This window comes from Streptomyces sp. NPDC090106, from assembly GCF_044747265.1.
Lineage (GTDB): Bacteria > Actinomycetota > Actinomycetes > Streptomycetales > Streptomycetaceae > Streptomyces.
The window spans coordinates 13,407-37,373 of record NZ_JBIVDS010000005.1 but is presented as its reverse complement, the minus strand read 5'-3'; the positions used below and the strand labels follow the sequence as shown (position 1 = coordinate 37,373).

Genomic DNA, 23,967 nt, shown 5'->3' with positions numbered 1-23,967 from the left:
CATCGGCGGCTGGGCCCTTCGCGGTCCCGCGCCCGGCTCAGTCGCAGCAGTCCGGGTCCAGGCCGCCGGGGAGCCGCTCGCCGCCGAAGACCTGGCAGGTCGCCTCGTGGCCGCCGAGTGCGGCGACCGCGAGGAGCAGGGAGCCCGCGGTCCAGGTGGTGAGCTCCCGGGGCCAGACCGCGTCGTCGTCGAAGACGTAGCCCGTCCAGTAGAGGCCGGACTCCGGGTCGCGGAGGTGCTGGATCGACTGGAGGATGTCGAGGGCGCGGTCGGATTCGCCCATCGCCCACAGCGCCAGGGCGAGTTCGGCCGATTCGCCGCCGGTGACCCAGGGGTTGGGCACCACGCAGCGGACCCCGAGACCGGGCACGACGAAGCGGTCCCAGCCGTCCTCGATACGGGACTTGGCCTCCTGGCCGGTCAGCGCGCCGCCGAGCACCGGGTAGTACCAGTCCATCGAGTAGCGGTCCTTGTCGAGGAACCGCTCCGGGTGGCGCCGGATCGCGTGGCGCAGCGCGCCGACCGCCAGCTCCCAGTCCGGCTGGGCCTCTTCGCGCTGGTCGGCGATGGCGAGGGCGCAGCGCAGCGCGTGGTGGACGGAGGAGGAGCCGGTGAGCAGGGCGTCCGTGGTGGACGTGCCGTCCGGCTCACCCTTCCAGCCGATCTGGCCGCCGGGCTGCTGAAGGCCGAGGACGTACTCGACGGCCGCGTAGACGGTCGGCCACATGCGGTCGAGGAAGGTGTCGTCGCCGGTGGAGAGGTAGTGGTGCCAGACGCCGACGGCGATGTAGGCGACGAAGTTGGTCTCCCGCCCGGCGTCGGTGACGTCGTCCCACGCGCCGTCCCGGTAGGCGGCGCACCAGGAGCCGTCCTCGTTCTGGTGGCGGGCGAGCCAGTCGTAGGCGCGTCCGGCGGCCTCGTGCTCGCCCGCCGCGTCGAGGGCCATCGCGGCCTCGGTGTGGTCCCACGGGTCGAGGTGGTGGCCGCGGAACCAGGGGATCGCCCCGTCCTCGCGCTGCTCGGCGAGGATGCCGGCGACGGTGGCGGCGGCCTGACCGGCGGTCAGCACCCCGGGCAGGACGAGGTGTTCGGTGCGCGGAGTCGTCACCGCGCGTCCACCGCGGGCAGGTGCGGCTTGGTCGCGTAGACCACGAAGCTCTTGCCGATGAGCGGGTTCAGCGCCTGTTCGGCGACCCGGGTGGCCAGCGGCTTCTTCATGATGTCCCAGACGAGGAGCTTGTGGTACGCCCGTACCGGCAGCGCCTTGTCGTTGTCGACGCCGAACGCGCACTTCAGCCACCAGTACGGCGAGTGCAGCGCGTGCGCGTGGTGGGAGCCGTAGGGGCGCAGGCCCGCTCCCTTGACCTTCGCGACGAGTTCGTCCGCCTTGTAGATGCGGATGTGGCCGCCCTCGACCTCGTGGTAGGCGTCGGAGAGCGCCCAGCAGACCTTCTCGGGGCCGTAGCGCGGGACGGTGATGGCGATCCGGCCGCCGGGCCTGAGGACGCGGACCATCTCGGCGAGGACGCCCTTGTCGTCCGGGATGTGCTCCATGACCTCGGAGATGATCACGACGTCGAAGGAGTCGTCGGGGAAGGGCAGGGCGAGGGCGTCGCCCTCCATGGCCGTGGCGGTGGCGCCCTCGGGGGCCTCGCCGGCCTCCTTCATCGCCGCGAACCACTTGGCGACCTCGCGGATTTCCTCCGCGTTCTGGTCCAGGGCCACGACCTGCGCACCTCGCCGGTAGCACTCGAACGCGTGCCGCCCGGCCCCGCAGCCGAGGTCCAGGACGCGGTCGCCCGGGGCTAGCGGGAACCGGGAGAAGTCGACGGTCAGCACGTGGCCCTGCTTTCGGATGGGATGCCTGCAACGGTGGGGGCGGACGGAGTGCGGCCGGGAGGGGCGATGGCCTCGCGGTACCGGGCGACCGTGCCCTCGGCGGCCTTGGCCCAGGTGAACCGGGACAGGACGCGTTCGCGGCCCGCGTGGCCGAGCCGGGCGCGCAGCCCGGGGTCGGCCAGCAGCCGGCTCAGGCCCGCGGCGAGCGCGCCGGCGTCGCCGGTCGGCACGGCGAGGCACGTCTCGCCGTCCGGGCCCGCGACCTCGGGGATGGCGCCGCCGGTGGTGGCGAGCAGCGGCGTTCCGGTGGCCATGGCCTCGGCGGCGGGGAGGGAGAAGCCCTCGTACAGGGAGGGCACGCAGGCGATCTCGGCCGAGCGGACCAGGTCGACCAGTTCGGCGTCGGTGATGCCCTTGACGAAGTCGACGGCGCCTTCGAGGCCGTAGCGCTCGACGGCGGCGGCCACCGGGCCCTCCTCGGGGCGTTTGCCGACGACGACGAGATGGGCGTCGGGGCGTTCGGTGCGGACCTTCGCGAGCGCCTCGACGAGGAAGACGAGGCCCTTGAGGGGGACGTCGGCGCTGGAGGTGGTGACGATCCGGCCGGGGACGCGGGCGACGGACGGGTCCGGCTTGAACAGGTCGGTGTCGGCGCCGATGTGGACGACGTGGATGCGCTCGTCGCGGACGCCGAGGTGGTCGGCTATCTCCTGGCGGGAGGTGCCGGAGACGGTGAGGACGGAGGGCAGCCGGCGGGCGACGCGCTTCTGCATGCGGGTGAAGGCGTACCAGCGGCGGACCGAGTAGCGGCGCTGCCATCCCTCGGCGGCGTCCAGCTCCAACTGCCGGTCGACGGTGATGGGGTGGTGGATGGTGGTGACCAGGGGGGCGCCGATGTCGCCCAACAGGCCGTAGCCGAGGGTCTGGTTGTCGTGGACGACGTCGAACTCGCCGCGGCGGGCGCGCAGATGGCGGCGGGCGCGGAGCGAGAACGTCAGCGGCTCGGGGAAGCCGCCGGTCCACATCGTCGCGACCTCCAGGGCGTCGACCCAGTCGCGGTACTCGTCGCGGCCCGGGGTGCGGAAGGGGTCCGGGGAGCGGTACAGGTCGAGGCTGGGGAGCTCGGTGAGGGGCACGCCTTCGTCCAGCACCGGATAGGGCTGGGAGCCGATCACCTCGACGTGGTGGCCGAGCCGGGCCAGTTCGCGGGAGAGATGGCGGACGTAGACGCCCTGGCCGCCGCAGAACGGGTTTCCCTTGTAGGTGAGGAGTGCGATGTTGAGCGGTCGCTCGCCGTCGGCTGCGGGATCCTCCTGGGACCCCGCCTGACTGGCCTCAGCGGTCACTCCGGGCCCCCTTCTCACAGCACTGTCCCGCGAGATTACGCCGGGACGCTAATCTAGAACAAGTTTCAGACTTGATCGTTCAGGAGGCTCTGAATCTACCGGCAGGTAGGGACGCTGTGAGCAGTGGATCAGGTGATTCACGCCACGGCGGACGGCCCTGCCATGCTGTGTGATCACCCGCCCTCACCGACGGTCACGGAACTCAGGGAACTCACGGAACGGGATCCGATCCATGCCTGCGCAAGCCAAGCCGGTCAAGGTGGAAGCCAGAACGGCGCGGAGCGACACCCCGCCGCTCACCGAACGGCAGGAGGCCCGCCGTCGCCGCATCCTGCACGCGAGCGCGCAGCTGGCGAGCCGGGGCGGGTTCGACGCGGTGCAGATGCGGGAGGTCGCGGAGTCCTCGCAGGTGGCGCTCGGAACCCTGTACCGCTACTTCCCCTCCAAGATCCACCTTCTGGTCGCGACCATGCAGGACCAGCTGGAGCACATGCACGGCACGCTGCGCAAGAAGCCGCCGCAGGGCGAGAGCGCGGCCGAGCGGGTGGCGGAGACCCTGATGCGGGCGTTCCGGGCGCTCCAGCGCGAGCCGCATCTGGCCGACGCGATGGTCCGCGCCCTCACCTTCGCCGACCGCAGCGTCTCCCCCGAGGTCGACCAGGTCTCCCGGCAGACGACGGTGATCATCCTCGACGCGATGGGGCTCGCCGACCCCACCCCGGCACAGCTCTCCGCGGTCCGCGTCATCGAGCACACCTGGCACTCCGCGCTCATCACCTGGCTCTCCGGCCGCGCCTCGATCGCCCAGGTGAAGATCGACATCGAGACGGTGTGCCGCCTGATCGACCTGACGGCCCCGGAGAGCCAGGGGAGCTGACCCTGCCGCGCTACTCCTCCGGCGGGAACACCGGCTCGCCGCTGCCCAGCAGGGTGATCACGATCGCCTCGACCGGGCAGTTCTCGGCGGCCTCCAGCACCTTCTCGTTGGCGTCGGGTTCGGGGTCGACGGGGTGGGACTGCATGGCGGAGTCGAGGCGGAAGGCGTCGGCGGCACGGTGCACGCACTGGGCGGAGCCGATGCAGATGGAGCGGTCCACCTCGACCTGCCAGCGGTCTCCCATGGCCGGTGTCACCCTTCCCAGTCGGCCGGCAGGTGGATCATCTTGTGTTCCAGGAATCCGCTGAGCCCTTCGGGCCCGAACTCCCGCCCCAGACCGCTGTTCTTGTAGCCGCCGAACGGGCCGAGCATGTCGAGGCTGAAGGTGTTGACGTTGTACGTGCCGGTGCGCACCCGGCGGGCGAAGTCGACGCCGTGGGGGGCGTCGGCGGTCCAGACGCTGCCGCTGAGGCCGTAGTCGGAGTCGTTGGCGATCCTCAGGGCCTCCGCCTCGTCGCCGTAGGGCAGCAGGCAGATCACCGGGCCGAAGATCTCCTCCCGGGCGATCCGCATGGAGTTGTCGACGTCGCCGAAGAGGGTCGGCTCGACGTACCAGCCCTTGTCGAGGCCCGCGGGGCGCCCGCCGCCGGTGAGGATCTTCGCGCCCTCCTCCTGGCCGATGCGGATGTAGTCGAGGTTGCGCTGCTGCTGCCGCCTGGCCACCAGCGGGCCCACCTGGGTCGCCGGGTCCAGCGGGTCGCCCACCACCAGCGCGCTCGCCGCGGCGGTGAACGCCTCGGCGAACTCGTCGTAGCGGGAGCGGGGAAGGAGGATGCGGGTCTGGGCCACGCACGCCTGCCCGTTGTTCATCCACGCCGCCGGGACGACCCCGGCGACCGTCGCCTCGACGTCCGCGTCCGGCAGCACGACCGCCGCGGACTTGCCGCCCAACTCCAGGGTCACGCGGGTGAGATGGCGTGAGGCGACCTCCATCACGCGCTTGCCGGCCGGGACCGAGCCGGTGAAGGAGACCTTGTCGATCCCGGGGTGCCCGACCAGGTACTCGCTGACCTCGCGGTCGGCCGGGAGGATCGACAGCACGCCTTCGGGCAGCCCGGCGTCCCGGGCGATCTCGGCGAGGAGGTACGCGTCCAGCGGGGACTCCGGCGACGGCTTGAGGATCACCGTGCAGCCGGCCAGCAGCGCGGGGGCCAGCTTGGCGGCGGCGACGAACTGCGGGACGTTCCACGGGACGACGGCCGCCACGACCCCGACCGGCTCGCGGCGCACGAGGATCTTGCCGAGGACGCCGTCGCGCTGCTCCTCGTAGGTGAAGTCGCGCGCGACCGTGATCGCCGCGTCCCACACCATCATCGCGCCGAGCGCCTGCGCCAGGACGCTCCAGGAGTACGGGGAGCCGTTCTCGGAGGAGATGACGCGGGCGATCTCCTCGTGCCGGACGAGGATGCCGTCCTTGATGCGGGTGACGACCTCGATCCGCTCGTCCAACGACAGCCGGGGCCAGGGCCCTTCGTCGAACGCCCGCCGCGCGGCGGCCACCGCGCGGTCCACGTCCCCGGGCGCGGCGTGCGGCACCCGCCCGATGACCTCCTCGGTGTGCGGGGAGATCACCTCGATGACGTCCGGGCCGAGGGGGTCGGTCAACTCCCCGCCGATGAAAAGCTGTCCGTGTTCCACGAGCTCGGTCATCGCCGACCGCCTCCCCGGGAGCTGACTCTGACGGTTCATCAGATTCTGAGATACCGGAACTGATACCAGTTCCACTCGGATGAGTCCACAGACCTCACACCGGTTCACCGTGCCGCCGGAGCCGGTCCGAGTAGGTGACTGGGGCTCCCACAGGAACCCGTTCTAGTTATAGTGACGGGAACGCGGAGACGGGGGAACCCATGTCACAGCCCAGGCCCACGGTCGGCGACCACGGTGGGGGTGTCCGGTCCCTCAGGGTCCCCATCCCGGACAACCCGCTCGGCCACACACTCGTCTACGTCGTCGACACCGACCGGGGTCCGGTGCTGATCGACACGGGCTGGGACGACCCCGCGTCCTGGGACACCCTCGCGGCCGGTCTCGCCGCGTGCGGCACCGCGCCCGGCGAGATCCACGGCGTGGTGATCACCCACCACCACCCCGACCACCACGGCCTGTCCGGCAAGGTGCGGGACGCCTCCGGCGCCTGGATCGCGATGCACGAGGCCGACGCCGCCATCGTCCGCCGCACCCGCGAGACCCGGTCCGAGCGCTGGTACACCTACATGACCGCGAAGCTGACGGCCGCCGGCGCCCCGGAGGAGCACATCGCGCCCCTGCGCTCGCCCCGCCCGCGCCGCCTCCCCGGCTTCTCCCCCGCCCTGCCCGACCGCGAGATCGTCCCCGGCGAGACGCTGCCGCTGCCCGGCCGGCGGCTGCGCGCGATCTGGACCCCGGGCCACACGCCGGGCCATGTCTGCCTGCACCTGGAGGAGGACCACCCGGAACGGCTCCCCGGCAACGGGCGCCTGTTCTCCGGCGACCACCTGCTGCCCGAGATCACCCCGCACATCGGCCTCTACGAGGACCCCGACGACGCCACCGTCACCGACCCCCTCGGCGACTACCTCGACTCCCTGGAACGCGTCGGCCGCCTCGCCCCCGCCGAGGTGCTCCCCGCCCACCAGCACGCCTTCCCCGACGCCCCGTCCCGCGTACGGGAGTTGCTCGCCCACCACGAGGAACGCCTCACCGGCCTGCACACCCTCCTGGCCCGGCCCCTCACCCCCTGGCAGCTGGCCGAGCGCATGGAGTGGAACCGCCCCTGGTCCGACATCCCCTACGCCTCACGCACCATCGCCGTCTCGGAGGCGGAGGCCCACGTCCGCCGCCTGGTCAAACTGGGCCGCGCGGAGGCGGTCGCGGGGAGCGACCCGGTGACGTACGTGGCGGTGTGAGGGCACCGGGCGCGCACCTACCCGAAGCCGTGCCTCCGGGGCCCGCTCACAGGGGGCTCCCAGGCGCGTCGGCACGGCCCGGTACAGTGACCGGGTCGTCATCACACCCGTACGGGGGAAAGCCGGTGCAATTCCGGCGCTGACCCGCAACCGTGAGCCGCCCGCGAACCAGGGGCGGCGAGCCGGATCGCCCCGTGCGGTGCTCATGACCGGCTCACGCGCGTCGGCAACCGGCCGGCGCACGGCACCGTCGAGGTCTACGGGGCCGAGCCGCCCGGGGTCGTCCCGTGCTGCCCGGCTCCCCCGCAGGGAGAGGCATCCGCCGATCATGAACGTCCGCCGCAGCGCCGCGGCCCTGGCCGCCACCGCCGTGCTCGCCACGGCCGCCCCGGCCGTGGCCGCGTCCCCCTCCCCCTCGCCCTCCACAGCCGTCCCGGACGGCCTGTACGGCTCGGCGGACCCGACGTACGACGGCGTGTGGCGGCAGTCGCTGACCCTGCTCGCGCAGCGGGAGCAGGGTGTCGAGCCGGCCGCGACGGCGGTGGACTGGCTCGTCGGCCAGCAGTGCGCGAACGGCGCCTTCCCCGCGTTCCGCGCCGACCCCGCCCAGGCGTGCGACGCGAAGGTCATGGTCGACACCAACAGCACGGCCGTCGCGGCGCAGGCCCTCGCCGGGAACGACAAGGCGGTGTCCAAGGCCCTCGCCTGGCTGCGGTCGGTCCAGAACACCGACGGCGGCTGGGGCTACACCGAGGGCGGGGCCAGCGACGCGAACTCCACGTCCGTCGTCATCGGCGCGTTCCGCTCCGCCGGACGGTCGGTCACGGAGGTCGAGAAGGACGGGCACACCCCCTCGGACGCCCTGCTGGAGCTCGCCCTGCCCTGCACGGGCGACGGCGCGGGCGCCTTCGCCTACCAGCCCGGCAAGAAGGGCGAGCTCACCGCCAACGCGGACGCCACGGCCGCGGCCGTGCTGAGCGCCTTCGGCGGACAGCCGGGGGCCGTGGTGCCCGGCGCCGACCAGGCCTCCACGTCCTGCGCGAAGCCCGGCGACCTCACGCGGGCCGCCCGCAACGGCGCCGCGTACCTCGTCGGCGCGATGGGCGAGGACGCCCACCTCATGTCGGCGCTGCCCGGCTCCGAGGACCAGCCGGACTTCGGCAACACCGCCGACGCGGTCGTCGCCCTGTCCGCCGCCGGCTTCACGAGCGAGGCCGCCGCCTCCGCCCGCTGGCTCGCGGCCAACTCCCTCGAATGGGCCGGGCAGAGCGGCCCCGCCGCCTACGCCCAGCTCGTCTTCGCCGCCCGCGCCGCCGGCCTGGACCCGCGCGCCTTCGGCGGCGAGGACCTGATCGCGCTGCTCGACGCGACCGGCCCGAAGCCGGCGAGCGTGCCCGCCGCGAAGGGGACCGGCGCCGCCGGGGACAAGGAGAAGGACAAGAAGGAGGACGAGGACGGCGGGGGCGTCGGCGTCTGGTGGATCGTCGGCGTCGGACTCGTCGGCGGCATCGGCATCGGCTTCCTCCTCAGCGGGCGCACCAGGAAGCGGCAGCCGTGATCCGCCGGGTCCTCGCACCCGTCCTGGCCGCGCTCGTCCTCGTGACCGGCGCCGCCCAGGCGGCCCAGGCCACCGGCTACCGCTACTGGTCGTTCTGGGACCGCGCCGGCACCGCCTGGACGTACGCGACCCAGGGCCCGGCGACCGCCGTGCCGTCCGACGGCGACGTCCAGGGCTTCCGGTTCGCGGTCAGCGAGGACTCCTCCGAGGCGACGACACCGCGCACGGCGGACTTCGCGGACCTCTGCGCGGACACCCCCGCGCGGGACGGCCGCAAGCGCGTCGCGCTCGTCCTCGACTTCGGTACGGCGGCGGACGCCCCGGCGGGCGAGACCCCGCCCGCGCTCCGCACCGCGTGCGCGTCGGTGGCCGAGGACGCGACGACCGCGGAGGCCCTCGCCTCGGTCGCGAAGCCCCTGCGCTACGACACCAACGCCCTGCTGTGCGCGATCTCCGGGTACCCGGAGTCGGGCTGCGGCGAGCAGGTGGCGCACCAGGACGGCGACAGGACCGACCGGAAGAAGGCCGCGTCGGAGGAACCCGGCCCGTCCGTGGGCCTGTTCGCGGGCGTCGCGGCGGTGGCGGTGCTGGGCGGGGCGGCGGTGTGGCAGGCGAGGCGTCGCAGACATGCCCGCTGAGCCGCGGCGGCCCGCGCCCGACTCCCCGCACCCCGGGGCCTGGTGGCTCTGGGCCCTGTCCCTCGGCGTCGCGGCGACCCGCACCACCAACCCGCTGCTGCTCGCCCTCCTCATGGCGACCTCCGGGTACGTGGTCGCGGCCCGCCGCCCCGACGCCCCCTGGGCCCGCTCCTACGGCGCGTTCGTGAAGCTGGCCCTCGCCGTCCTGCTCATCCGTCTCGTCTTCGCCGTCACCCTCGGCTCACCGCTGCCGGGCACGCATGTGATCGTCACGCTGCCCGAAGTCCCGCTCCCCGCCTGGGCGCAGGGCATCCGGCTGGGCGGCCGGGTCACCGCCGAGACGCTCACCTTCGCGTTCTACGACGGGCTGAAGCTGGCCACCCTCCTGGTCTGCGTCGGCGCGGCGAACGCCCTCGCGAGCCCGACCCGGCTCCTGAAGTCCCTGCCCGGCGCCCTGTACGAGATGGGCGTGGCGGTGGTCGTGGCGCTGACCTTCGCGCCGAACCTGATCGCCGACGTCCAACGCCTGCGCGCCGCACGCCGGTTGCGGGGCCGGCCCGACAGCGGCTTGCGGGGCCTGCTCCAGGTGGGCCTGCCCGTCCTGGAAGGCGCACTGGAACGCTCGGTCGCCCTCGCCGCCGCGATGGACGCGCGCGGGTACGGCCGCAGCGCCGACGTCCCGCCCGCGGTGCGCCGTACGACCGGTGTCCTCGTCCTCGGCGGGCTGCTCGGCGTGTGCGCGGGCACGTACGGGCTGCTGACCGCCGCCGGCGGCACGTACGGGCTGCCGGTGCTGCTGCTCGGGGTGGCCGCCGCCCTGGTGGGCCTGCGGCTCGGGGGGCGGCGCACCCCGCGCACCCGGTACCGGCCGGACCCGTGGGGCACGCGCGCGTGGCTGGTCGCCGGGTCGGGCCTGGCCGTGGCGGCCCTGACGGTCCTGGCCTCGGTCCGCGATCCCGCCGCCCTGCACCCGGGTGTGATCCCGCTGACCGCGCCCGCCCTGCCCCTGTGGCCGGCGGCGGCCGTCCTGCTGGGGCTGCTGCCCGCCTTCGTCACCCCGGCCCCGGAGGACCGACCGTGATCCGCTTCGAGGACGTCTCCGTGCGCTACGACGGCGCGCCCGAACCCGCCGTCCAGGGCGTGGACTTCGAGGTGCCGGAGGGTGAACTCGTCCTGCTCGTCGGCCCGTCCGGCACGGGCAAGTCGACGATCCTGGGGGCCGTCAGCGGTCTCGTCCCGCACTTCACCGGCGGCACCCTGCGCGGCCGGGTCACGGTGGCCGGCCGGGACACCCGCACCCACCGGCCGCGCGAACTGGCCGACGTGGTGGGCACGGTGGGACAGGACCCGCTCGCGCACTTCGTGACGGACACCGTGGAGGACGAACTCGCCTACGGCATGGAGTCGCTGGGGCTGGCCCCGGCCGTCATGCGGCGCCGGGTGGAGGAGACCCTGGACCTCCTCGGCCTCGCCGATCTGCGCCGCCGTTCCATAGCCACCCTCTCGGGAGGTCAGCGGCAGCGGGTCGCGATCGGCTCGGTCCTCACCCCGCACCCCCGTGTCCTGGTCCTGGACGAACCGACCTCCGCGCTGGACCCGGCGGCGGCCGAGGAGGTCCTCGCCGTCCTGCAACGCCTCGTCCACGACCTCGGCACGACCGTCCTGCTGGCCGAGCACCGCCTCGAACGCGTCGTCCAGTACGCGGACCGCCTCGCCCTCCTCCCGGCCCCCGGCGCCGCGCCGGTCCTGGGCACCCCGGCCGAGATCATGGCCGTCTCCCCGGTGTACCCGCCGGTGGTGGACCTGGGCCGGCTGGCGGGCTGGTCCCCGCTGCCGCTGACGGTGCGGGACGCGCGGCGGCGGGCGGCGGGGATGCGGGACCGGCTGTCCGCACCGGACCGCGGGCAGCCACAGGACACGGACGAGCGTGGCGGGCCGGGCTGCACCAGCGGCACCGGCGAGCCCGGCCGCACACAGCACACCGGCCAGCCCGGCCGCACGGGCAGCACCGGCGGGACAGGACGCACCGGCAGCACGGGCAAGCCTGGCCGGACGGGCGGCACCGGCAGCACGGGCGAGCGTGGCCGGACAGGCGGCACGGACGGCACGGGACGCGCCGGCCAGCCCGGCCGCACCGGCGGCACCGGCGGGCGGGGTGGTATCGGGCCGGTGGGGGCGGGCGCCCCGGCCTCCGCCTCCGCCTCCCCCCGGCCGCCACGCCGCTGGTTCCGCAGACCCGCACCCCCCGCCCCGGTCACCGCCGCGCTCATCGCGGAGACGCGGACCCTCTCCGTGCGCCGGGACCGCGTCCGGGCCCTCACGGACGTCACCCTCACCATCGCCCCGGGCGAGACGATCGCGCTCATGGGCCGCAACGGCGCGGGCAAGTCCACCCTCCTGAACACGCTGGTCGGCCTGGTCGCCCCCACCTCCGGCACGGTCCGCGTCTCCGGCGCCGTCCCCCACCGCACTCCGCCCCGCGAGCTCGTGCGCCGCGTGGGCCTGGTCCCCCAGGAACCCCGGGACCTGCTGTACGCGGAGACGGTCGCCGCCGAGTGCGCGTCGGCCGACGAGGACGGCGGGGCGGCCCCCGGCACCTGCCGCGCCCTGGTCTCGGACCTCCTGCCGGACGTGCGGGACGACACGCACCCGCGTGACCTCTCCGAGGGGCAGCGCCTCGCGCTCGCGCTGGCCGTCGTCCTCACCGCCCGCCCGCCGCTGCTCCTGCTCGACGAGCCGACCCGGGGTCTGGACTACGCGGCGAAGGCGCGGCTGGTGGAGATCCTGCGCGCGCTGGCGGCGGACGGGCACGCGATCGTCCTCGCCACGCACGACGTGGAGCTGGCGGCGGAGATCGCGCACCGGGTCGTCCTGCTCGCGGAGGGAGAGGTGATCGCGGACGGCCCGGCGGCGGACGTCGTCGTGGCCTCCCCGTCCTTCGCCCCGCAGGTCAGCAAGATCCTGGCCCCGCAGCCGTGGCTCACGGTGGCCCAGGTGCGCGAGGCGTGGGTGCGGCGATGAGCGCGATCCGTCTGGGCCCGCGCTCGGTGGCCGCGCTGCTGCTGGTCAGCGCGGTCGGGGTGGCCGCGCTGGGCTGGCCGTTCCTGGCCGCGCCGGGCGCGCAGGTCACCGCGCACTCCACGGACGCGCCCTGGCTGTTCGCGGCGCTCCTGCTCCTGCTGGTCGTGGTGGTCGCGGCGACGATCTCGGAGTCGGGGCTCGGCCCGAAGGCGGTGGCGATGCTGGGGGTGCTGGCCGCGACCGGTGCCGCGCTGCGTCCGCTGGGGGCGGGGACCGCGGGCATCGAGCCGATGTTCTTCCTGATGGTGCTGAGCGGGCGCGTGCTCGGTCCCGGGTTCGGCTTCACCCTCGGCGGGGTGTCGATGTTCGCGTCGGCGCTGCTGACGGGCGGGGTGGGTCCGTGGATGCCGTTCCAGATGCTGGCGATGGGCTGGTTCGCGATGGGGGCGGGGCTGCTGCCGCGGGCGGTACGGGGCCGGGCGGAGCTCCTGCTGCTGGCGGGGTACGGCTTCCTCGCGGCGTTCGCCTACGGCACGGTCACCAACCTGGCGGGCTGGCCGTTCATGGCGGGCAACGCCTCGTCCATCGCGTTCGCCCCGGAGGACCCGGTGCACGCGAACCTGGCCCGCTTCGTCCTGTACTGCCTGGCCACCTCCCTGGGCTGGGACCTGGGCCGGGCGCTGTGCACGGTGCTCCTCACCTTCCTCGTGGGGCCCGCCGTGCTCAGGGCGTTGCGCAGAGCGACCCGGCGGGCCGCCTTCGAGACCGCGGTCACATTCGAACCTCGTTGAGCGGTGAACCGACCCACATGACCCACATCACAAACTATCTGACCTAGTAGGGCATTTCGGACGCCATGGGCATGCCATAACCGCCTCTGACCTGCGCTTTGAGAGCCAGGTCACACGCTCCTCTCCAACCCCGAATGCGACCACAACTAGTAAAAGGGGTCATTGCGGACGGGCTCCGAGCCTGTTTGTCTGGAGGACGTCGCACGGCGCCGACCCGCCCCCCGGGCATCGGCGCCGCGGCATGTCCCCCCGCTCGATCCGGGGATGTGCACGCGACGGCCATGTCCCCGAAGAAAAGGTTCTCCGTGTCCGTCTCCCGCATCGTTCGCCGCATCGCTTCCCCGAAGAAGGCCATCACCACCGCCGCGATGGCCGCCGCCACCGCCGGCCTGGTGCTGACCGCGGCGCCCGCTCAGGCGGCGACCACCACCTCCGCCGCGCAGGCCAAGAGCATCGCCCACCAGCTGATCCCGAACACCGCGCAGTACAACGCGTTCAGCAAGATCGTCGAGCACGAGAGCGGCTGGAACGTCAGCGCCACCAACGCCTCCTCCGGCGCCTACGGCCTGGTCCAGGCCCTGCCCGGCTCGAAGATGGCCTCCGCCGGTTCCGACTGGAAGACCAACGCGAAGACCCAGATCAAGTGGGGCGTCGACTACATGAACTCGCGCTACGGCAGCCCCGTCGGCGCCTGGAACTTCTGGCAGGCCAACGGCTGGTACTGAGCCGGACCTCCAGCGACCGCGCCAGGCGGCGCCCCCGACCGACCGGGGGCGCCGCCTTCGTCGTACGACCGTTCTCTCACCCCGGCGTGGTCCACTGGGCCGGTGGAAGCGCGGGAGAAGAACGAGACCGACCGGGGCCTGCGACTGGTGCCGGTGCTGCTGGTGCTGACCTTCGTCAGCGGACTGATCGACGCGGTCAGCTATCTCGCCCTCGGGCACGTCTTCACCGCGAACATGACCGGCAACGTCGTGGTGCTCGGCTTCGCGGCGGCCGGGGCGCCCGGCTTCTCGGTGCCGCACACCCTGACCTCGCTCGCCGCGTTCGTCGTGGGCGCGGCGGCGGGCGGGCGGACCTCGGTCCGGCTGGGCAAGGGGGCGCGCCGCACCTGGGTCCGGGTGACCCTGGCCGCCGAGGCGGGTCTCCTCGCCGTCTGCGCCGCGATCGCGTTCGGCGCCCCCGACGCGGGCGTCACCGAGTACGCCCTCATCGCCCTCACCGCCTTCGCCATGGGTCTGCGCAACGCCACCGTCCGACGGCTGGGCGTGGCCGACCTGACGACGACGGTCCTCACGATGACCCTCACCGGCCTCGCCGCCGACTCCCGCGCGGGCGGCGGCTCCGGCACCCGCTCCCCCCGCCGCACCGGCGCGGTGGCCGCGATGGTCGCGGGCGCGGCGGCGGGCGCCTGGCTGGTGCTCCACCACGGCCTGGCCCTGCCGCTCCTGGTGTCGGCGGCACTGGTGACGGCACTGGCCGTGGTGGCGTCGGGGCGGGAGTAGCCGCGGCGGACGGCGGCCACCTCGCCCCGCGGCCGGGGCTACAGGCGCTGGAGGATGGTGCCCGTCGCCAGTCCGCCCCCCGCGCACATCGTGACGAGCGCGAACTCCTTGTCCGTGCGCTCCAGTTCGTGCAGGGCCGTGGTGATGAGGCGGGCGCCGGTCGCGCCGACCGGGTGGCCGAGGGCGATGCCGCCGCCGTTGACGTTGACCTTGTCCAGGTTCTGGTCGAAGACCCGCGCCCAGCTCAGCACCACGGAGGCGAAGGCCTCGTTGATCTCGACCAGGTCGATGTCCTTCAGCGACATGCCGGCCTTGCCGAGCACCGCGCGCGTCGCGTCGATCGGCCCGTCGAGGTGGAAGTGCGGGTCGGCGCCCACCAGCGCCTGGGCCACGATCCGTGCCCTCGGGCGCAGCTTCAGCGCCCGCGCCATCCGCTTCGACGCCCACATGACGGCTGCCGCCCCGTCGCTGATCTGGGAGGAGTTGCCCGCCGTGTGGACGGCGGTGGGCATGACCGGCTTGAGACCGGCCAGCGCCTCCATGGACGTGTCGCGCAGCCCCTCGTCCCGGTCCACGAGCCGCCACATGCCCTGCCCGGCGTGCTGCTCGTCCTCGGTGGTGGGGACCTGCACGGCGAAGGTCTCCCGTTTGAACCGCTCCTCGCTCCAGGCGACGGCGGCACGCTCCTGCGAGAGCAGCCCGAGCGTGTCGACGTCCCGCCGGGTCAGGCCCCGGTGGCGGGCGATGCGTTCGGCGGCCTCGAACTGGTTGGGCAGGTCCACGTTCCACTCGTCGGGGAAGGGCTTGCCCGGACCGTGCTTGGATCCCGACCCGAGCGGCACGCGGGACATCGCCTCGACGCCGCAGGAGATCCCGATGTCGATCACCCCGGCGGTGATCAGGTTCGCCGTCATGTGGGAGGCCTGCTGAGAGGAGCCGCACTGGCAGTCGACGGTCGTCGCCGCCGTCTCGTACGGCAGCCCCATCGTCAGCCAGGCGACCCGCGCGGGGTTCATGGACTGCTCGCCGGCGTGGGTCACGGTGCCGCTGACGATCTGCTCGACGCAGTCGGCGGGGATGCCGGTGCGGCCGAGCAGTTCCCGGTAGGTCTCGCCCAGCAGATAGGCGGGGTGGAGGTTGGCGAGCGCGCCGCCGCGCCTGCCGATCGGAGTACGTACGGCTTCGACGATCACGGGTTCCGCGGCCATGGGGAGTTCCTCTCCTCCGTACCCGCGCGGCGCGGGGGCGTCCCGGCCCGGCCCGCCACGCGGAACTAGTACGTGTTCTAGTTCCATAGGCAGTCTGCTGACATCGAGTCCGCCGCCGCAAGAGTCGTGCACGCCTCTTGCCACTTGTAGAACCCGTTACTACGTTCACCGCACGACCTGATGGACCGTCAGAAGACTCTCAGCACACGCCAGTACAAGTCAGTACACGCCAGTACACGGCTGGAGCCGCCCATGCCCTGTCCAGCGCTCCCCGACGGGTTCGACCTCACCGATCCCGACCTGCTGCAACACCGCGTACCGCTGCCGGAGTTCGCCGAGCTGCGCCAAGTGGAACCCGTCCGCTGGATTCCGCAGTCGGGCAACGTCGCGGGATTCCAGGACGAGGGCTACTGGGCGGTGACCCGGCACGCGGACGTCAAGTACGTGTCGACGCACCCCGAGTTGTTCTCCTCCACCGTCAACACGGCGATCATCCGCTTCAACGAGCACATCGAGCGCGACGCGATCGACGCCCAGCGGCTGATCCTGCTGAACATGGACCCGCCCGAGCACACCCGGGTGCGCGGCATCGTGCAGCGGATCTTCACCCCGCGCGCCATCCGCGCCCTGGAGGACAACCTCCGCTCCCGCGCCCGGGCCATCGCCGCCCAGGCCCGCGAGCACTCCGGCTCCTTCGACTTCGTCACCGAGATCGCCTGCGAACTGCCCCTCCAGGCCATCGCCGAACTCATCGGCATCCCGCAGGACGACAGGATCAAGATCTTCGACTGGTCGAACAAGATGATCGCCTACGACGATCCCGAGTACGCGATCACCGAGGAGGTCGGCCAGCAGTCGGCGGTCGAACTCATCGCCTACGCCATGAACATGGCCGCCGAGCGCAAGCAGTGCCCGGCCAAGGACATCGTGACGACGCTGGTGGCGGCCGAGGACGAGGGCAACCTGGCCTCGGACGAGTTCGGCTTCTTCGTGCTGATGCTGGCGGTCGCGGGCAACGAGACGACCCGCAACGCCATCACCCACGGCATGCACGCCTTCCTCACCCACCCCGCCCAGTGGGAGCTGTACAAGGCGGAGCGCCCCTCGACGGCGGCGGAGGAGATCGTCCGCTGGGCCGCCCCGGTCAACGCCTTCCAGCGCACCGCGACCCAGGACACCGAACTGGGCGGCAAGCTGATCCGCAAGGGCGAGCGGGTCGGCATCTTCTACGCCTCCGCCAACCACGACCCGGAGGTCTTCGAGAACCCGGACGCCTTCGACATCACCCGCGACCCCAACCCCCACCTCGGCTTCGGCGGGGGCGGCCCCCACTTCTGCCTGGGCAAGTCCCTGGCCGTCCTGGAGATCGACCTCATCTTCAACGCCATCGCCGACGCCCTGCCGGGCCTGAAGCTCACCGGCGACCCGCGCCGACTGCGCTCCGCCTGGATCAACGGCGTGAAGGAACTCCAGGTGAGCATCGCCTGACCCGGTCCCGGGCCGGCGGCTTCCCGGCGCCGCCGGCCCGTCCCGAGGGAGGCAGGAGCACCCTGTCCCTACGCCCGGTTCCTGCCTCCCCCGAGGTCCACGCTCCACGGCTCCGCCCTGCCACGGACCGGCGGCTCCGACCCGGACCGAGGTCCTCGGTCACCAGCTTCCCCGAGGCCCTTCCCCCCCCCCAGGCCCTCGGGCCCTCGGCCTCCGGTCTCCGGCCGCCCCGAGAACCGCTGTCGCCGACTCCCTCACGTCCAGCGCATCCGCTTCCCCAGGAGACCGCCGCCTCCCGGTCCGCCCGCCGGCTCGTCCGTCCGCCCGTCAAGAAACCCGTTCACCGGCGCTCCCGGCGGCGCCCCGCGCGGCCTCACCCTCGTGCGGCCCGGGTCCGCTCCCGCCCCGCGGCCCCGCCCCGCGCGCCCGCGGCCCCTGGAACAGGTACGCCAGGCCGAAGCCCGCGGCCACGACCGCCGCGCCGCCGGCCGCGTCCAGCACCCAGTGGTTGCCGGTGACGACGATCGCGGTGACCGTGAACAGCGGGTGCAGCAGCCCCAGGGCCTTCATCCACACCTTGGGGGCGACCAGGGCGATGACGAGGCCGCACCACAGGGACCAGCCGAAGTGCAGCGAAGGCATCGCGGCGTACTGGTTGGTGAGGGCGGTCAGGGTGCCGTAGTCCGGCTGGGAGAAGTCCTGGACGCCGTGGACCGTGTCGATGACGCCGAGTCCGGGCATCAGCCGCGGCGGGGCCAGCGGGTAGAGCCAGAAGCCGACCAGGGCCAGGAGCGTGGTGAAGCCCAGGGAGGCGCGCGCCCAGCGGTAGTCGACCGGGCGGCGCCAGTACAGGACGCCGAGGACGGTCAGCGGGACCACGAAGTGGAAGGACTCGTAGTAGAAGTCGAAGAAGTCGCGCGCCCAGCCGACCCGGACGATCGCGTGGTTGGCCCAGTGCTCGATGTCGATGTGGAGCCACCGCTCCAGGTCGAGGATCTGCGTGCCGTGCGCCTCCGCGCGGGCCCGCCCGGCGGAGTTGCTGCCGCCCGTCGCCGCCAGCCGCACCTTCTGGTAGGCGGCGTAGGTGACCCGGATGAGGAGCAGTTCGAGGAGCAGGTTGGGCCGGGTCAGGACCCGCTTCAGCCACGGCAGCAGCGGCACCCCGCGCAGCCGCGCCGGCACCGGCTCGGCGTACCGGGCCGGGACCGGCGCGTCGTAGTACGGCGAGGTCCGCAGCAGGAAGGGCACCGCGGTCGCCGCGGCGAGCGCCGCCAGCAGGACGGCGTTGTCGCGCAGCGGCTGGAGCTGGGCCATGTTCGGCAGCAGCATCCGCGCCGGCAGGGTCATCACCAGCACCACGGCGACCGGCCACACGTACCGGTCGGAGGCCCGCCTGCCGACCCGTCCCGCCATCGCGAGCAGCACCCACAGCAGCTGGTGCTGCCAGGCCGTCGGCGACACCAGGATCGCCGCGCAGCCCGTGACCGCGACGGCCGGCAGGAGCTGGCCGTCGCGGGCGTAGCGGACCGCGCGGCGCAGCGCCACCACGGCGACGGCCGCGCCGAGGGCGAGGAAGGAGGCGACCTCGGCCGGTCCCGACAGGCCGAGCCGCAGCAGCGCCCCGTGCAGGGACTGGTTGGCGAGTCCGTCGGCCGCGCCGCCCAGCCCGGTGCCCGCCACGTGGTGGACCCAGTACGTGTACGAGTCGTGCGGCAGCGCGGCCCAGGCGAGCAGGGTGCAGCCGGCGAAGGCCGCCCCGGCGGAGACCGCGGCCCGGCCCCGCCCGGTGCACCACAGCAGCACCGCGAACAGCAGCACGGTCGGTTGCAGGGCGGCGGCCACACCGATCAGGAGGCCGCTCGCGCGCTGCCCCCGCACGACGAAGCAGGCCAGCAGGACCAGCAGCACCGGGATGATGCTGGTCTGGCCCAGCCACAGCGTGTTGCGGACCGGCAGCGACAGCATCAGCAGGCTGATCGCGACCGGCGCGGCCAGCAGGGACGTCCGGCGGCTCACCGGCTGCGGCAGGGCGCGCGCGACGATCAGGCCGAGCGCGGCGACGAGCAGCAGCGTGCCGAAGGTCCAGCCCCAGCCGAGGGCCTGTTCGGCGGCTCTGGTCAGCGGTTTGAGGACGAGCCCGCCGAAGGGCGTGCCGGTGAAGAGCGTGGAGTCGTACAGCGAGCCCTTGACGTGCAGGACGCCGTCGGGGCCGACCCAGGTCTCCAGGGCGGTCAGCCGCTCCCCGCTGGGGGTGCCGAGCACGACGGCGAGCTGTCTGACGGCGAGTATCGCGGCGACGAGCCAGAGGCCGAGGCGGATCACCCGCAGGCGTGCCCCGGCCCCTTCGGCCGCTGTCGCTCCGAACGCCTGCGCCGGTCGCCCGCTGTGCTCCGCATTCGCCACGCCTCGTAGGCCTCCCGCCCCGATCGTCACACGAGTAACACGTGTCACCTGAGCGACTCGGGCTCAAGTGTGCGAGGGCGGTGCGGCGAGCCGGGTGCGGCCCGCACCACCCCCAGGAGAGGACGCGGGTCACCCGCGCTTCACCTGACGGCCGCCCTCCTTTTGTCCGGAAGACGATAGTGCGTGCCGACTTGCTTCGCCCGCGACAAGGCCCACTGAGCGCACGGACGATCACCTACGTAAGGACGTTCGGACAGTTACGTAAGGTCGCGAAAGGGATCCGGTACGTAGGCACGGAACTCGGAACCGTATGCTCCGGCGTACCGTCCGAAGGCCCGCGACCGTACAGCGGAGGGGGACATGGCCCGTTTTCTGCGAGGCATGCTGCGGGGCCTCGGGCGCCGCCGCCTCGGCGCGGTGGTGCTGGCGTTGCTCGCCACCCAGCTCGGCTCGCTCGTCGCCCCGGCCTACGCGTGCGGCTGTGGCGCCCTGATCCCGGACCCGGCCCGGCAGGTCGGGGTGGCCCGCGAGGTGTCGGTGGTGCGCTGGGACGGCGACCGGGAGCAGATCGTGATGCGGCTGACGGTCGAGGGGGACACGAGCAGCGCGGCCTGGGTGATGCCGGTGCCGAGCAGGGCGACGGTCGCGCTGGGCGATCCGGAGCTCTTCGACCAGCTGGACGCGGCCAGCGCGCCCGTGCACCGCGCCCGCTACCACTTCTGGCCCCAGGACGGCGACTGGCCGCTGGTCTCCGGCGGCGGCACCGACACGGTCGGCGGCCCCCCGCCGGGCGCCGGACCGCCCGTGGACGTCGTGGGCCGCCGACGGCTCGGCCCCTTCGACGTGGCGCAGCTGACCGCCACCGACCCGGCCGCGCTCGGCACCTGGCTGAGCGGCAACGGCTTCGCCCTCCCGCCCCGGCTGAGCAGCGCCCTGGCGCCGTACGTGGAGCGCCGCTGGGAGTACGTGGCGGTCCGGCTGGCCCCCGAGACGGCGGGCACCGCCCTCCGGGGCGTCCTGGACCCGCTGCGGCTGTCCTTCGCCGCCGACCGTCCGGTCTACCCGATGCGGCTGTCACGGCTCGCCGCCGGCCCGCAGTCCCTGGGCCTGTACGTGCTGGCCGCGCACCGCATGGAGCCCGCCTCCCGGATCGGCGGCTCCCGGCCCCGGGTGACCTTCGCGGGCCGCGTCCGGGCGACATCGGGCCCGCTGGCCGAGCTGACCGAGGGCACCCCGTTCCTCACGGCCATCGGCCAGGAGTTCCCGACGCCGTCGCTGATCTCCGGGGACCACGTGCTGCGCCGGGCGGCCGAGGACAGCTCCTTCCGGCAGGTGATCTACGAGGACCGGCTGCGCGAGGTGGCCGGGGTCCCGGTGTGGATGCTGACGGTGATCGGCGGCAGCGGCGCCCTGGCCACCACGGCCACCCTGCTCGTCGTACGACGCCCGCGGCGCTCGCGGCACGGCGGCGGCCCGGTGATCCCGCCACGCCCCCGGCACCCCCCGAAATCCGCCTGACAACGGAACCGGGACCGGCATACGTTCGTTAGTGCAGCTAACTAGCCGGACGAAAGGCAGTGTGCATGAGCGACGACTCCCGGCTCTGGGACGACGTGGACGCCTACTTCACCTCGCACCTCTCCCCCGACGACGAGATCCTGACGGCAGCCCTGCGCGACAGCGAGGCGGCCGGACTCCCGCACATCGCGGTCAGCGCGCCCCAGGGCAAGCTGCTCCACCTCCTCGCCCGGATCCAGGGCGCCCGGAACATCCTGGAGATCGGCACGCTCGGCGGCTACAGCACGATCTGGCTGGCCCGCGCGCTGCCCGACGACGGCACCCTGGTCTCCCTGGAGTACGACCCGCGCCACGCCGAGGTCGCCGTCCGCAACCTCGCGCGCGCGGGCCTGGGCGAGCGGGCCGAGGTGCGGGTGGGCCCGGCCCTGGAGTCCCTGCCCCGGCTGGCCGACGACCACCCGGACCCCTTCGACCTGGTCTTCGTCGACGCCGACAAGGCCAACAACCCGCGGTACGTCGAGTGGGCCCTGCGGCTCACCCGCCCGGGCAGCCTCATCGTCCTCGACAACGTGGTGCGCGGCGGCCGGGTCACCGACCCCGACGACACCGCCCCCGACGTCCGGGGCACCCGCGCGGCCATCGAACTCCTCGGCACGCACCCGAGACTGAGCGCGACGGCGATCCAGACGGTGGGCGCCAAGGGCTACGACGGCTTCGCCCTGGCCCGCGTGATCGCCTAGCCCCGGCGGGCTCCCGGACGCTCGCCGCAGGGCTCAGTACTCGTGGTAGAAGCCCACGTTGACGCTGCGCGGGGCGGTGCGGTCGACGACGACGATCTCGCCGCTGCCGCCCCGGGGCAGCGTGACGGTCCCGCCGTACGTGAGCGGCTGGGCGTACTCGCCGACGGTGAGCCGTACCTCGCTGGACGGTTCGGCCTGGGAGCCGCGCAGCCAGGTCACCTGCCAGGTGCCCTCGGGCCCGCACAGGAACTCCAGGTGCACCCGGGAGACGAACAGCCAGTCGTCGGGCGTGGCGAGACGGCACACGCTCTGGTCGCGGCCCACCCGCAGGACGGCTCCCGGCTCGCTGGGCGCGTCGGCCATGAGCATGCCGGCCGTGGCACCCTCCTCCGCCGCGGAGACGGCGGCCATGGTGAGTTCGAGCACGTGAGCTCCCTTGTGCAGTTCCTGACGTATCCCTGTGCAAGTGTCCATGCACAGCCGCCGCATGATAAATCGCCCGGCCCCATCGCGTCCGGCGCAATGGACGCATGACCGAGCGAAAGCCTCCGGGAGTCCCGTTCGAGAGGGGGATCCCCCGCTCGGATCCGGGACACGCGGACACGCGGTGACGTCGATCAACCGACAGGAGCGGGCGAGCCGTTGACCGGCGAGCCGGGGACACCGTAGGCGCTCAGGCCGCCGCCCGGCCCCCCGCCGGGTGCACGCCCGTACGACGTGGACACTGTCGTACGGCGGTGGCGGGAGCGCCGGGCGGAGCCGGAACCGGAACCGGGCGGTTCACAACCGCAGGAGCCGCTCCGCCAGTTCGCGGTAGTCCTTGAGCGCGAGCCGGAGCTTCTCGGTGTCGTCCACGTCCTGCGCGGACGAACGCAGGGAGCGCCGGCGCTGGGTGACGGCGTCGGTGACGCGCGAGGCGACCTCCTTCACGACCTGTTCGGTGTCCTCCACGGCCGCCTTGGGTCCGTCCACGAACCCGCCGACGGCGTGCTGGAGCCGCAGCGAGAGCTTGTCGGACTCCTCCTGCGGGAGCAGCCGCCCCGAGGTGGGCACGTCACGCCTGTCCTGCGCGGGCCGGACCGCCTGCCGCGGCTCCTGCGCCCCCTGCCGCTGCTCCTGCGATCCCTGCGGCTCCTTCGGCGACTGCGGCTCCCTCGGCGTCTGAGGGGCTTTCGGCGCTTGAGGTGCCTGAGGTGCTTGAGGTGCCTGAGGTGCGTGCGGCTCCCGCGTCTCCGCGGCCTCACGCGCGGCGGGACCCGCCACCACGGGCGCGGTGCCGTCGCCCTTGGGGCGTTCGGTGTGCTCGGGACGCGGGGTCCCCTCGGAACGTTCGGGTGCGTTCGTCATCGTCAACTCCCCTTGACCTGACGTCGGTTGAGTGCCCAGGGCAGAGCCCCGCGGCGTTCTTCCTGCTGTTCCTGCTGGTTCTGCTGGTTCTGCTGTTCCTGCCGGTTCTCGCCGTCGCTCGCCGAGGCGCGCTCCTCGCCGCGCGCCTCGTCACGGGACGGTCCCCGGCGACGGGCGGGACGCCCCAGGAGGTCCTGGAACAGGGCGCGCGCCTCGACCATGGCCGTGCGCATCTCCTCGGTACGGCCCTCCCCGTCCTCCTGCGACCGGGCGGCCCGGTGGGCGAGCCGGTAGCCGTGCACGTGGTCCGCGTGGTGCACGGACAGGGCGGCCACCTGCTCCTCGTGCTCGCCGTCGGGGAAGCCCCGGTCCCTGGCGACCTCGGCGAGCAGCCGGTCGGCCTCACCGAGGGCGTCACGGGGCGAGTCGACGAAGCGTTCCTGGGCGGCGGTCCAGCGGGCCTCGTACATCTGCCGCCGGGCGGGCTCCAGTTCGCGCTCGCGCAGCGACCCGTGCCGGCTCACCAGCTCGCCCAGCTCCCGCTCGGCGGCCTGGGTGTCGCCGTCGTGCCGGGCCACGGCCCGCTCGTACTCGGGCCCGAAGCGCCGCTTCAGGTCCCGTCCGCCGGGCGCCCGCCGGGCGAAGAGGAACGCGCCGGCGATCACGGCCGCCACGATCACGATCAGAGCGATGATCACGCCTGTGGACATGAGTGCCTTCCGGTGTCTCGACCGGACCGA

Annotated in this window: 22 protein-coding genes and 1 riboswitch; of the genes, 12 read left to right on the top strand and 10 right to left on the bottom strand. The window is 73.5% G+C overall.

Annotation, left to right across the window (positions count from 1 at the left end; genetic code table 11):
* Positions 1 to 37: 37 nt before the first annotated feature.
* From ACIPSE_RS17215 to ACIPSE_RS17205, 3 genes are read right to left on the bottom strand one after another with little or no spacing between them, the layout of a single operon-like run.
* Positions 38 to 1,108: a prenyltransferase/squalene oxidase repeat-containing protein gene (locus ACIPSE_RS17215; RefSeq protein ID WP_401663225.1), complete on the bottom strand. Its 1,071-nt coding sequence runs from the start codon at positions 1,106 to 1,108 to the stop codon at positions 38 to 40.
* Complete coding sequence (locus tag ACIPSE_RS17210; protein WP_401663223.1) at positions 1,105 to 1,839, bottom strand: class I SAM-dependent methyltransferase; 735 nt, start codon at positions 1,837 to 1,839, stop codon at positions 1,105 to 1,107. Before ACIPSE_RS17210 ends, ACIPSE_RS17215 begins: the two co-directional genes overlap by 4 nt.
* A complete protein-coding gene (locus ACIPSE_RS17205; RefSeq protein WP_401663221.1) occupies positions 1,833 to 3,185 on the bottom strand; it encodes a glycosyltransferase family 4 protein in 1,353 nt (450 codons plus the stop codon). The genes ACIPSE_RS17210 and ACIPSE_RS17205 overlap by 7 nt, the downstream gene beginning before the upstream one ends.
* A 232-nt stretch (positions 3,186 to 3,417) precedes the next feature.
* On the opposite strand from ACIPSE_RS17205, the gene ACIPSE_RS17200 reads away from it, so the two are divergent.
* The gene (locus tag ACIPSE_RS17200; protein ID WP_401663219.1) at positions 3,418 to 4,062 is read left to right on the top strand and encodes a TetR family transcriptional regulator; all 645 of its coding nucleotides are present in this window, start codon (positions 3,418 to 3,420) and stop codon (positions 4,060 to 4,062) included.
* 10 nt (positions 4,063 to 4,072) lie between these two features.
* On the opposite strand, the gene ACIPSE_RS17195 is transcribed toward ACIPSE_RS17200, so the two are convergent.
* A complete protein-coding gene (locus ACIPSE_RS17195; RefSeq protein ID WP_401663216.1) occupies positions 4,073 to 4,306 on the bottom strand; it encodes a ferredoxin in 234 nt (77 codons plus the stop codon).
* Positions 4,307 to 4,314: 8 nt separating this feature from the next.
* Positions 4,315 to 5,772, bottom strand: coding sequence for an aldehyde dehydrogenase (locus ACIPSE_RS17190; RefSeq protein WP_401663213.1), 1,458 nt, complete (start codon positions 5,770 to 5,772; stop codon positions 4,315 to 4,317).
* Positions 5,773 to 5,972: 200 nt separating this feature from the next.
* Between ACIPSE_RS17190 and ACIPSE_RS17185 the strand changes: the two genes are divergently transcribed.
* The 8 genes from ACIPSE_RS17185 (at position 5,973) to ACIPSE_RS17150 (ending at position 14,523) form a co-directional block, all read left to right on the top strand.
* Positions 5,973 to 7,010: an MBL fold metallo-hydrolase gene (locus tag ACIPSE_RS17185; RefSeq protein WP_401663211.1), complete on the top strand. Its 1,038-nt coding sequence runs from the start codon at positions 5,973 to 5,975 to the stop codon at positions 7,008 to 7,010.
* Positions 7,011 to 7,085: 75 nt separating this feature from the next.
* Positions 7,086 to 7,220: riboswitch (cobalamin riboswitch) on the top strand.
* Positions 7,221 to 7,338: 118 nt separating this feature from the next.
* On the top strand, positions 7,339 to 8,568 hold the full coding sequence (locus ACIPSE_RS17180) for a prenyltransferase/squalene oxidase repeat-containing protein (RefSeq protein ID WP_401663209.1): 1,230 nt from the start codon (positions 7,339 to 7,341) through the stop codon (positions 8,566 to 8,568).
* Positions 8,565 to 9,206: an SCO2322 family protein gene (locus ACIPSE_RS17175; protein WP_401663206.1), complete on the top strand. Its 642-nt coding sequence runs from the start codon at positions 8,565 to 8,567 to the stop codon at positions 9,204 to 9,206. Before ACIPSE_RS17180 ends, ACIPSE_RS17175 begins: the two co-directional genes overlap by 4 nt.
* Positions 9,196 to 10,287: a CbiQ family ECF transporter T component gene (locus tag ACIPSE_RS17170; RefSeq protein ID WP_401663203.1), complete on the top strand. Its 1,092-nt coding sequence runs from the start codon at positions 9,196 to 9,198 to the stop codon at positions 10,285 to 10,287. The genes ACIPSE_RS17175 and ACIPSE_RS17170 overlap by 11 nt, the downstream gene beginning before the upstream one ends.
* Positions 10,284 to 12,227: an ABC transporter ATP-binding protein gene (locus ACIPSE_RS17165; RefSeq protein WP_401663200.1), complete on the top strand. Its 1,944-nt coding sequence runs from the start codon at positions 10,284 to 10,286 to the stop codon at positions 12,225 to 12,227. The genes ACIPSE_RS17170 and ACIPSE_RS17165 overlap by 4 nt, the downstream gene beginning before the upstream one ends.
* Positions 12,224 to 13,018 (top strand): ECF transporter S component, encoded by a 795-nt coding sequence (locus ACIPSE_RS17160; protein WP_401663198.1) that lies wholly within the window; start codon positions 12,224 to 12,226, stop codon positions 13,016 to 13,018. The genes ACIPSE_RS17165 and ACIPSE_RS17160 overlap by 4 nt, the downstream gene beginning before the upstream one ends.
* 305 nt (positions 13,019 to 13,323) lie before the next feature.
* On the top strand, positions 13,324 to 13,743 hold the full coding sequence (locus tag ACIPSE_RS17155; protein ID WP_401663195.1) for a transglycosylase SLT domain-containing protein: 420 nt from the start codon (positions 13,324 to 13,326) through the stop codon (positions 13,741 to 13,743).
* 102 nt (positions 13,744 to 13,845) lie between these two features.
* Positions 13,846 to 14,523 carry a YoaK family protein gene (locus ACIPSE_RS17150; RefSeq protein ID WP_401663193.1) on the top strand — a complete coding sequence of 226 codons (678 nt, stop codon included), beginning with the start codon at positions 13,846 to 13,848 and terminating at the stop codon, positions 14,521 to 14,523.
* Positions 14,524 to 14,561: 38 nt separating this feature from the next.
* Here ACIPSE_RS17150 and ACIPSE_RS17145 read toward each other — a convergent pair whose 3' ends face one another.
* Complete coding sequence (locus ACIPSE_RS17145) at positions 14,562 to 15,731, bottom strand: steroid 3-ketoacyl-CoA thiolase (protein ID WP_401663190.1); 1,170 nt, start codon at positions 15,729 to 15,731, stop codon at positions 14,562 to 14,564.
* Positions 15,732 to 15,983: 252 nt separating this feature from the next.
* Between ACIPSE_RS17145 and ACIPSE_RS17140 the strand changes: the two genes are divergently transcribed.
* Entirely contained in the window at positions 15,984 to 17,219 is a 1,236-nt protein-coding gene (locus ACIPSE_RS17140; RefSeq protein WP_401663188.1) for a cytochrome P450, read from the top strand.
* A 327-nt stretch (positions 17,220 to 17,546) separates the two neighbouring features.
* On the opposite strand, the gene ACIPSE_RS17135 is transcribed toward ACIPSE_RS17140, so the two are convergent.
* Positions 17,547 to 19,622 (bottom strand): bifunctional glycosyltransferase 87/phosphatase PAP2 family protein, encoded by a 2,076-nt coding sequence (locus ACIPSE_RS17135; protein WP_401663185.1) that lies wholly within the window; start codon positions 19,620 to 19,622, stop codon positions 17,547 to 17,549.
* A 360-nt stretch (positions 19,623 to 19,982) separates the two neighbouring features.
* On the opposite strand from ACIPSE_RS17135, the gene ACIPSE_RS17130 reads away from it, so the two are divergent.
* Both ACIPSE_RS17130 and ACIPSE_RS17125 read left to right on the top strand, forming a co-directional pair.
* Positions 19,983 to 21,140: a DUF2330 domain-containing protein gene (locus ACIPSE_RS17130; RefSeq protein ID WP_401663183.1), complete on the top strand. Its 1,158-nt coding sequence runs from the start codon at positions 19,983 to 19,985 to the stop codon at positions 21,138 to 21,140.
* A gap of 65 nt (positions 21,141 to 21,205) precedes the next feature.
* On the top strand, positions 21,206 to 21,880 hold the full coding sequence (locus ACIPSE_RS17125; RefSeq protein ID WP_401663181.1) for an O-methyltransferase: 675 nt from the start codon (positions 21,206 to 21,208) through the stop codon (positions 21,878 to 21,880).
* Positions 21,881 to 21,913: 33 nt separating this feature from the next.
* Here the strand turns inward: ACIPSE_RS17125 and ACIPSE_RS17120 are convergent, their stop codons facing one another.
* From ACIPSE_RS17120 to ACIPSE_RS17110, 3 genes are all read right to left on the bottom strand, one after another.
* Positions 21,914 to 22,306: a hypothetical protein gene (locus ACIPSE_RS17120; protein WP_401663179.1), complete on the bottom strand. Its 393-nt coding sequence runs from the start codon at positions 22,304 to 22,306 to the stop codon at positions 21,914 to 21,916.
* 354 nt (positions 22,307 to 22,660) lie between these two features.
* Positions 22,661 to 23,227 carry a hypothetical protein gene (locus ACIPSE_RS17115; RefSeq protein ID WP_401663177.1) on the bottom strand — a complete coding sequence of 189 codons (567 nt, stop codon included), beginning with the start codon at positions 23,225 to 23,227 and terminating at the stop codon, positions 22,661 to 22,663.
* Between the two features lie 2 nt (positions 23,228 to 23,229).
* Entirely contained in the window at positions 23,230 to 23,937 is a 708-nt protein-coding gene (locus ACIPSE_RS17110; RefSeq protein WP_401663175.1) for a hypothetical protein, read from the bottom strand.
* Between the last annotated feature and the right edge of the window lie 30 nt (positions 23,938 to 23,967).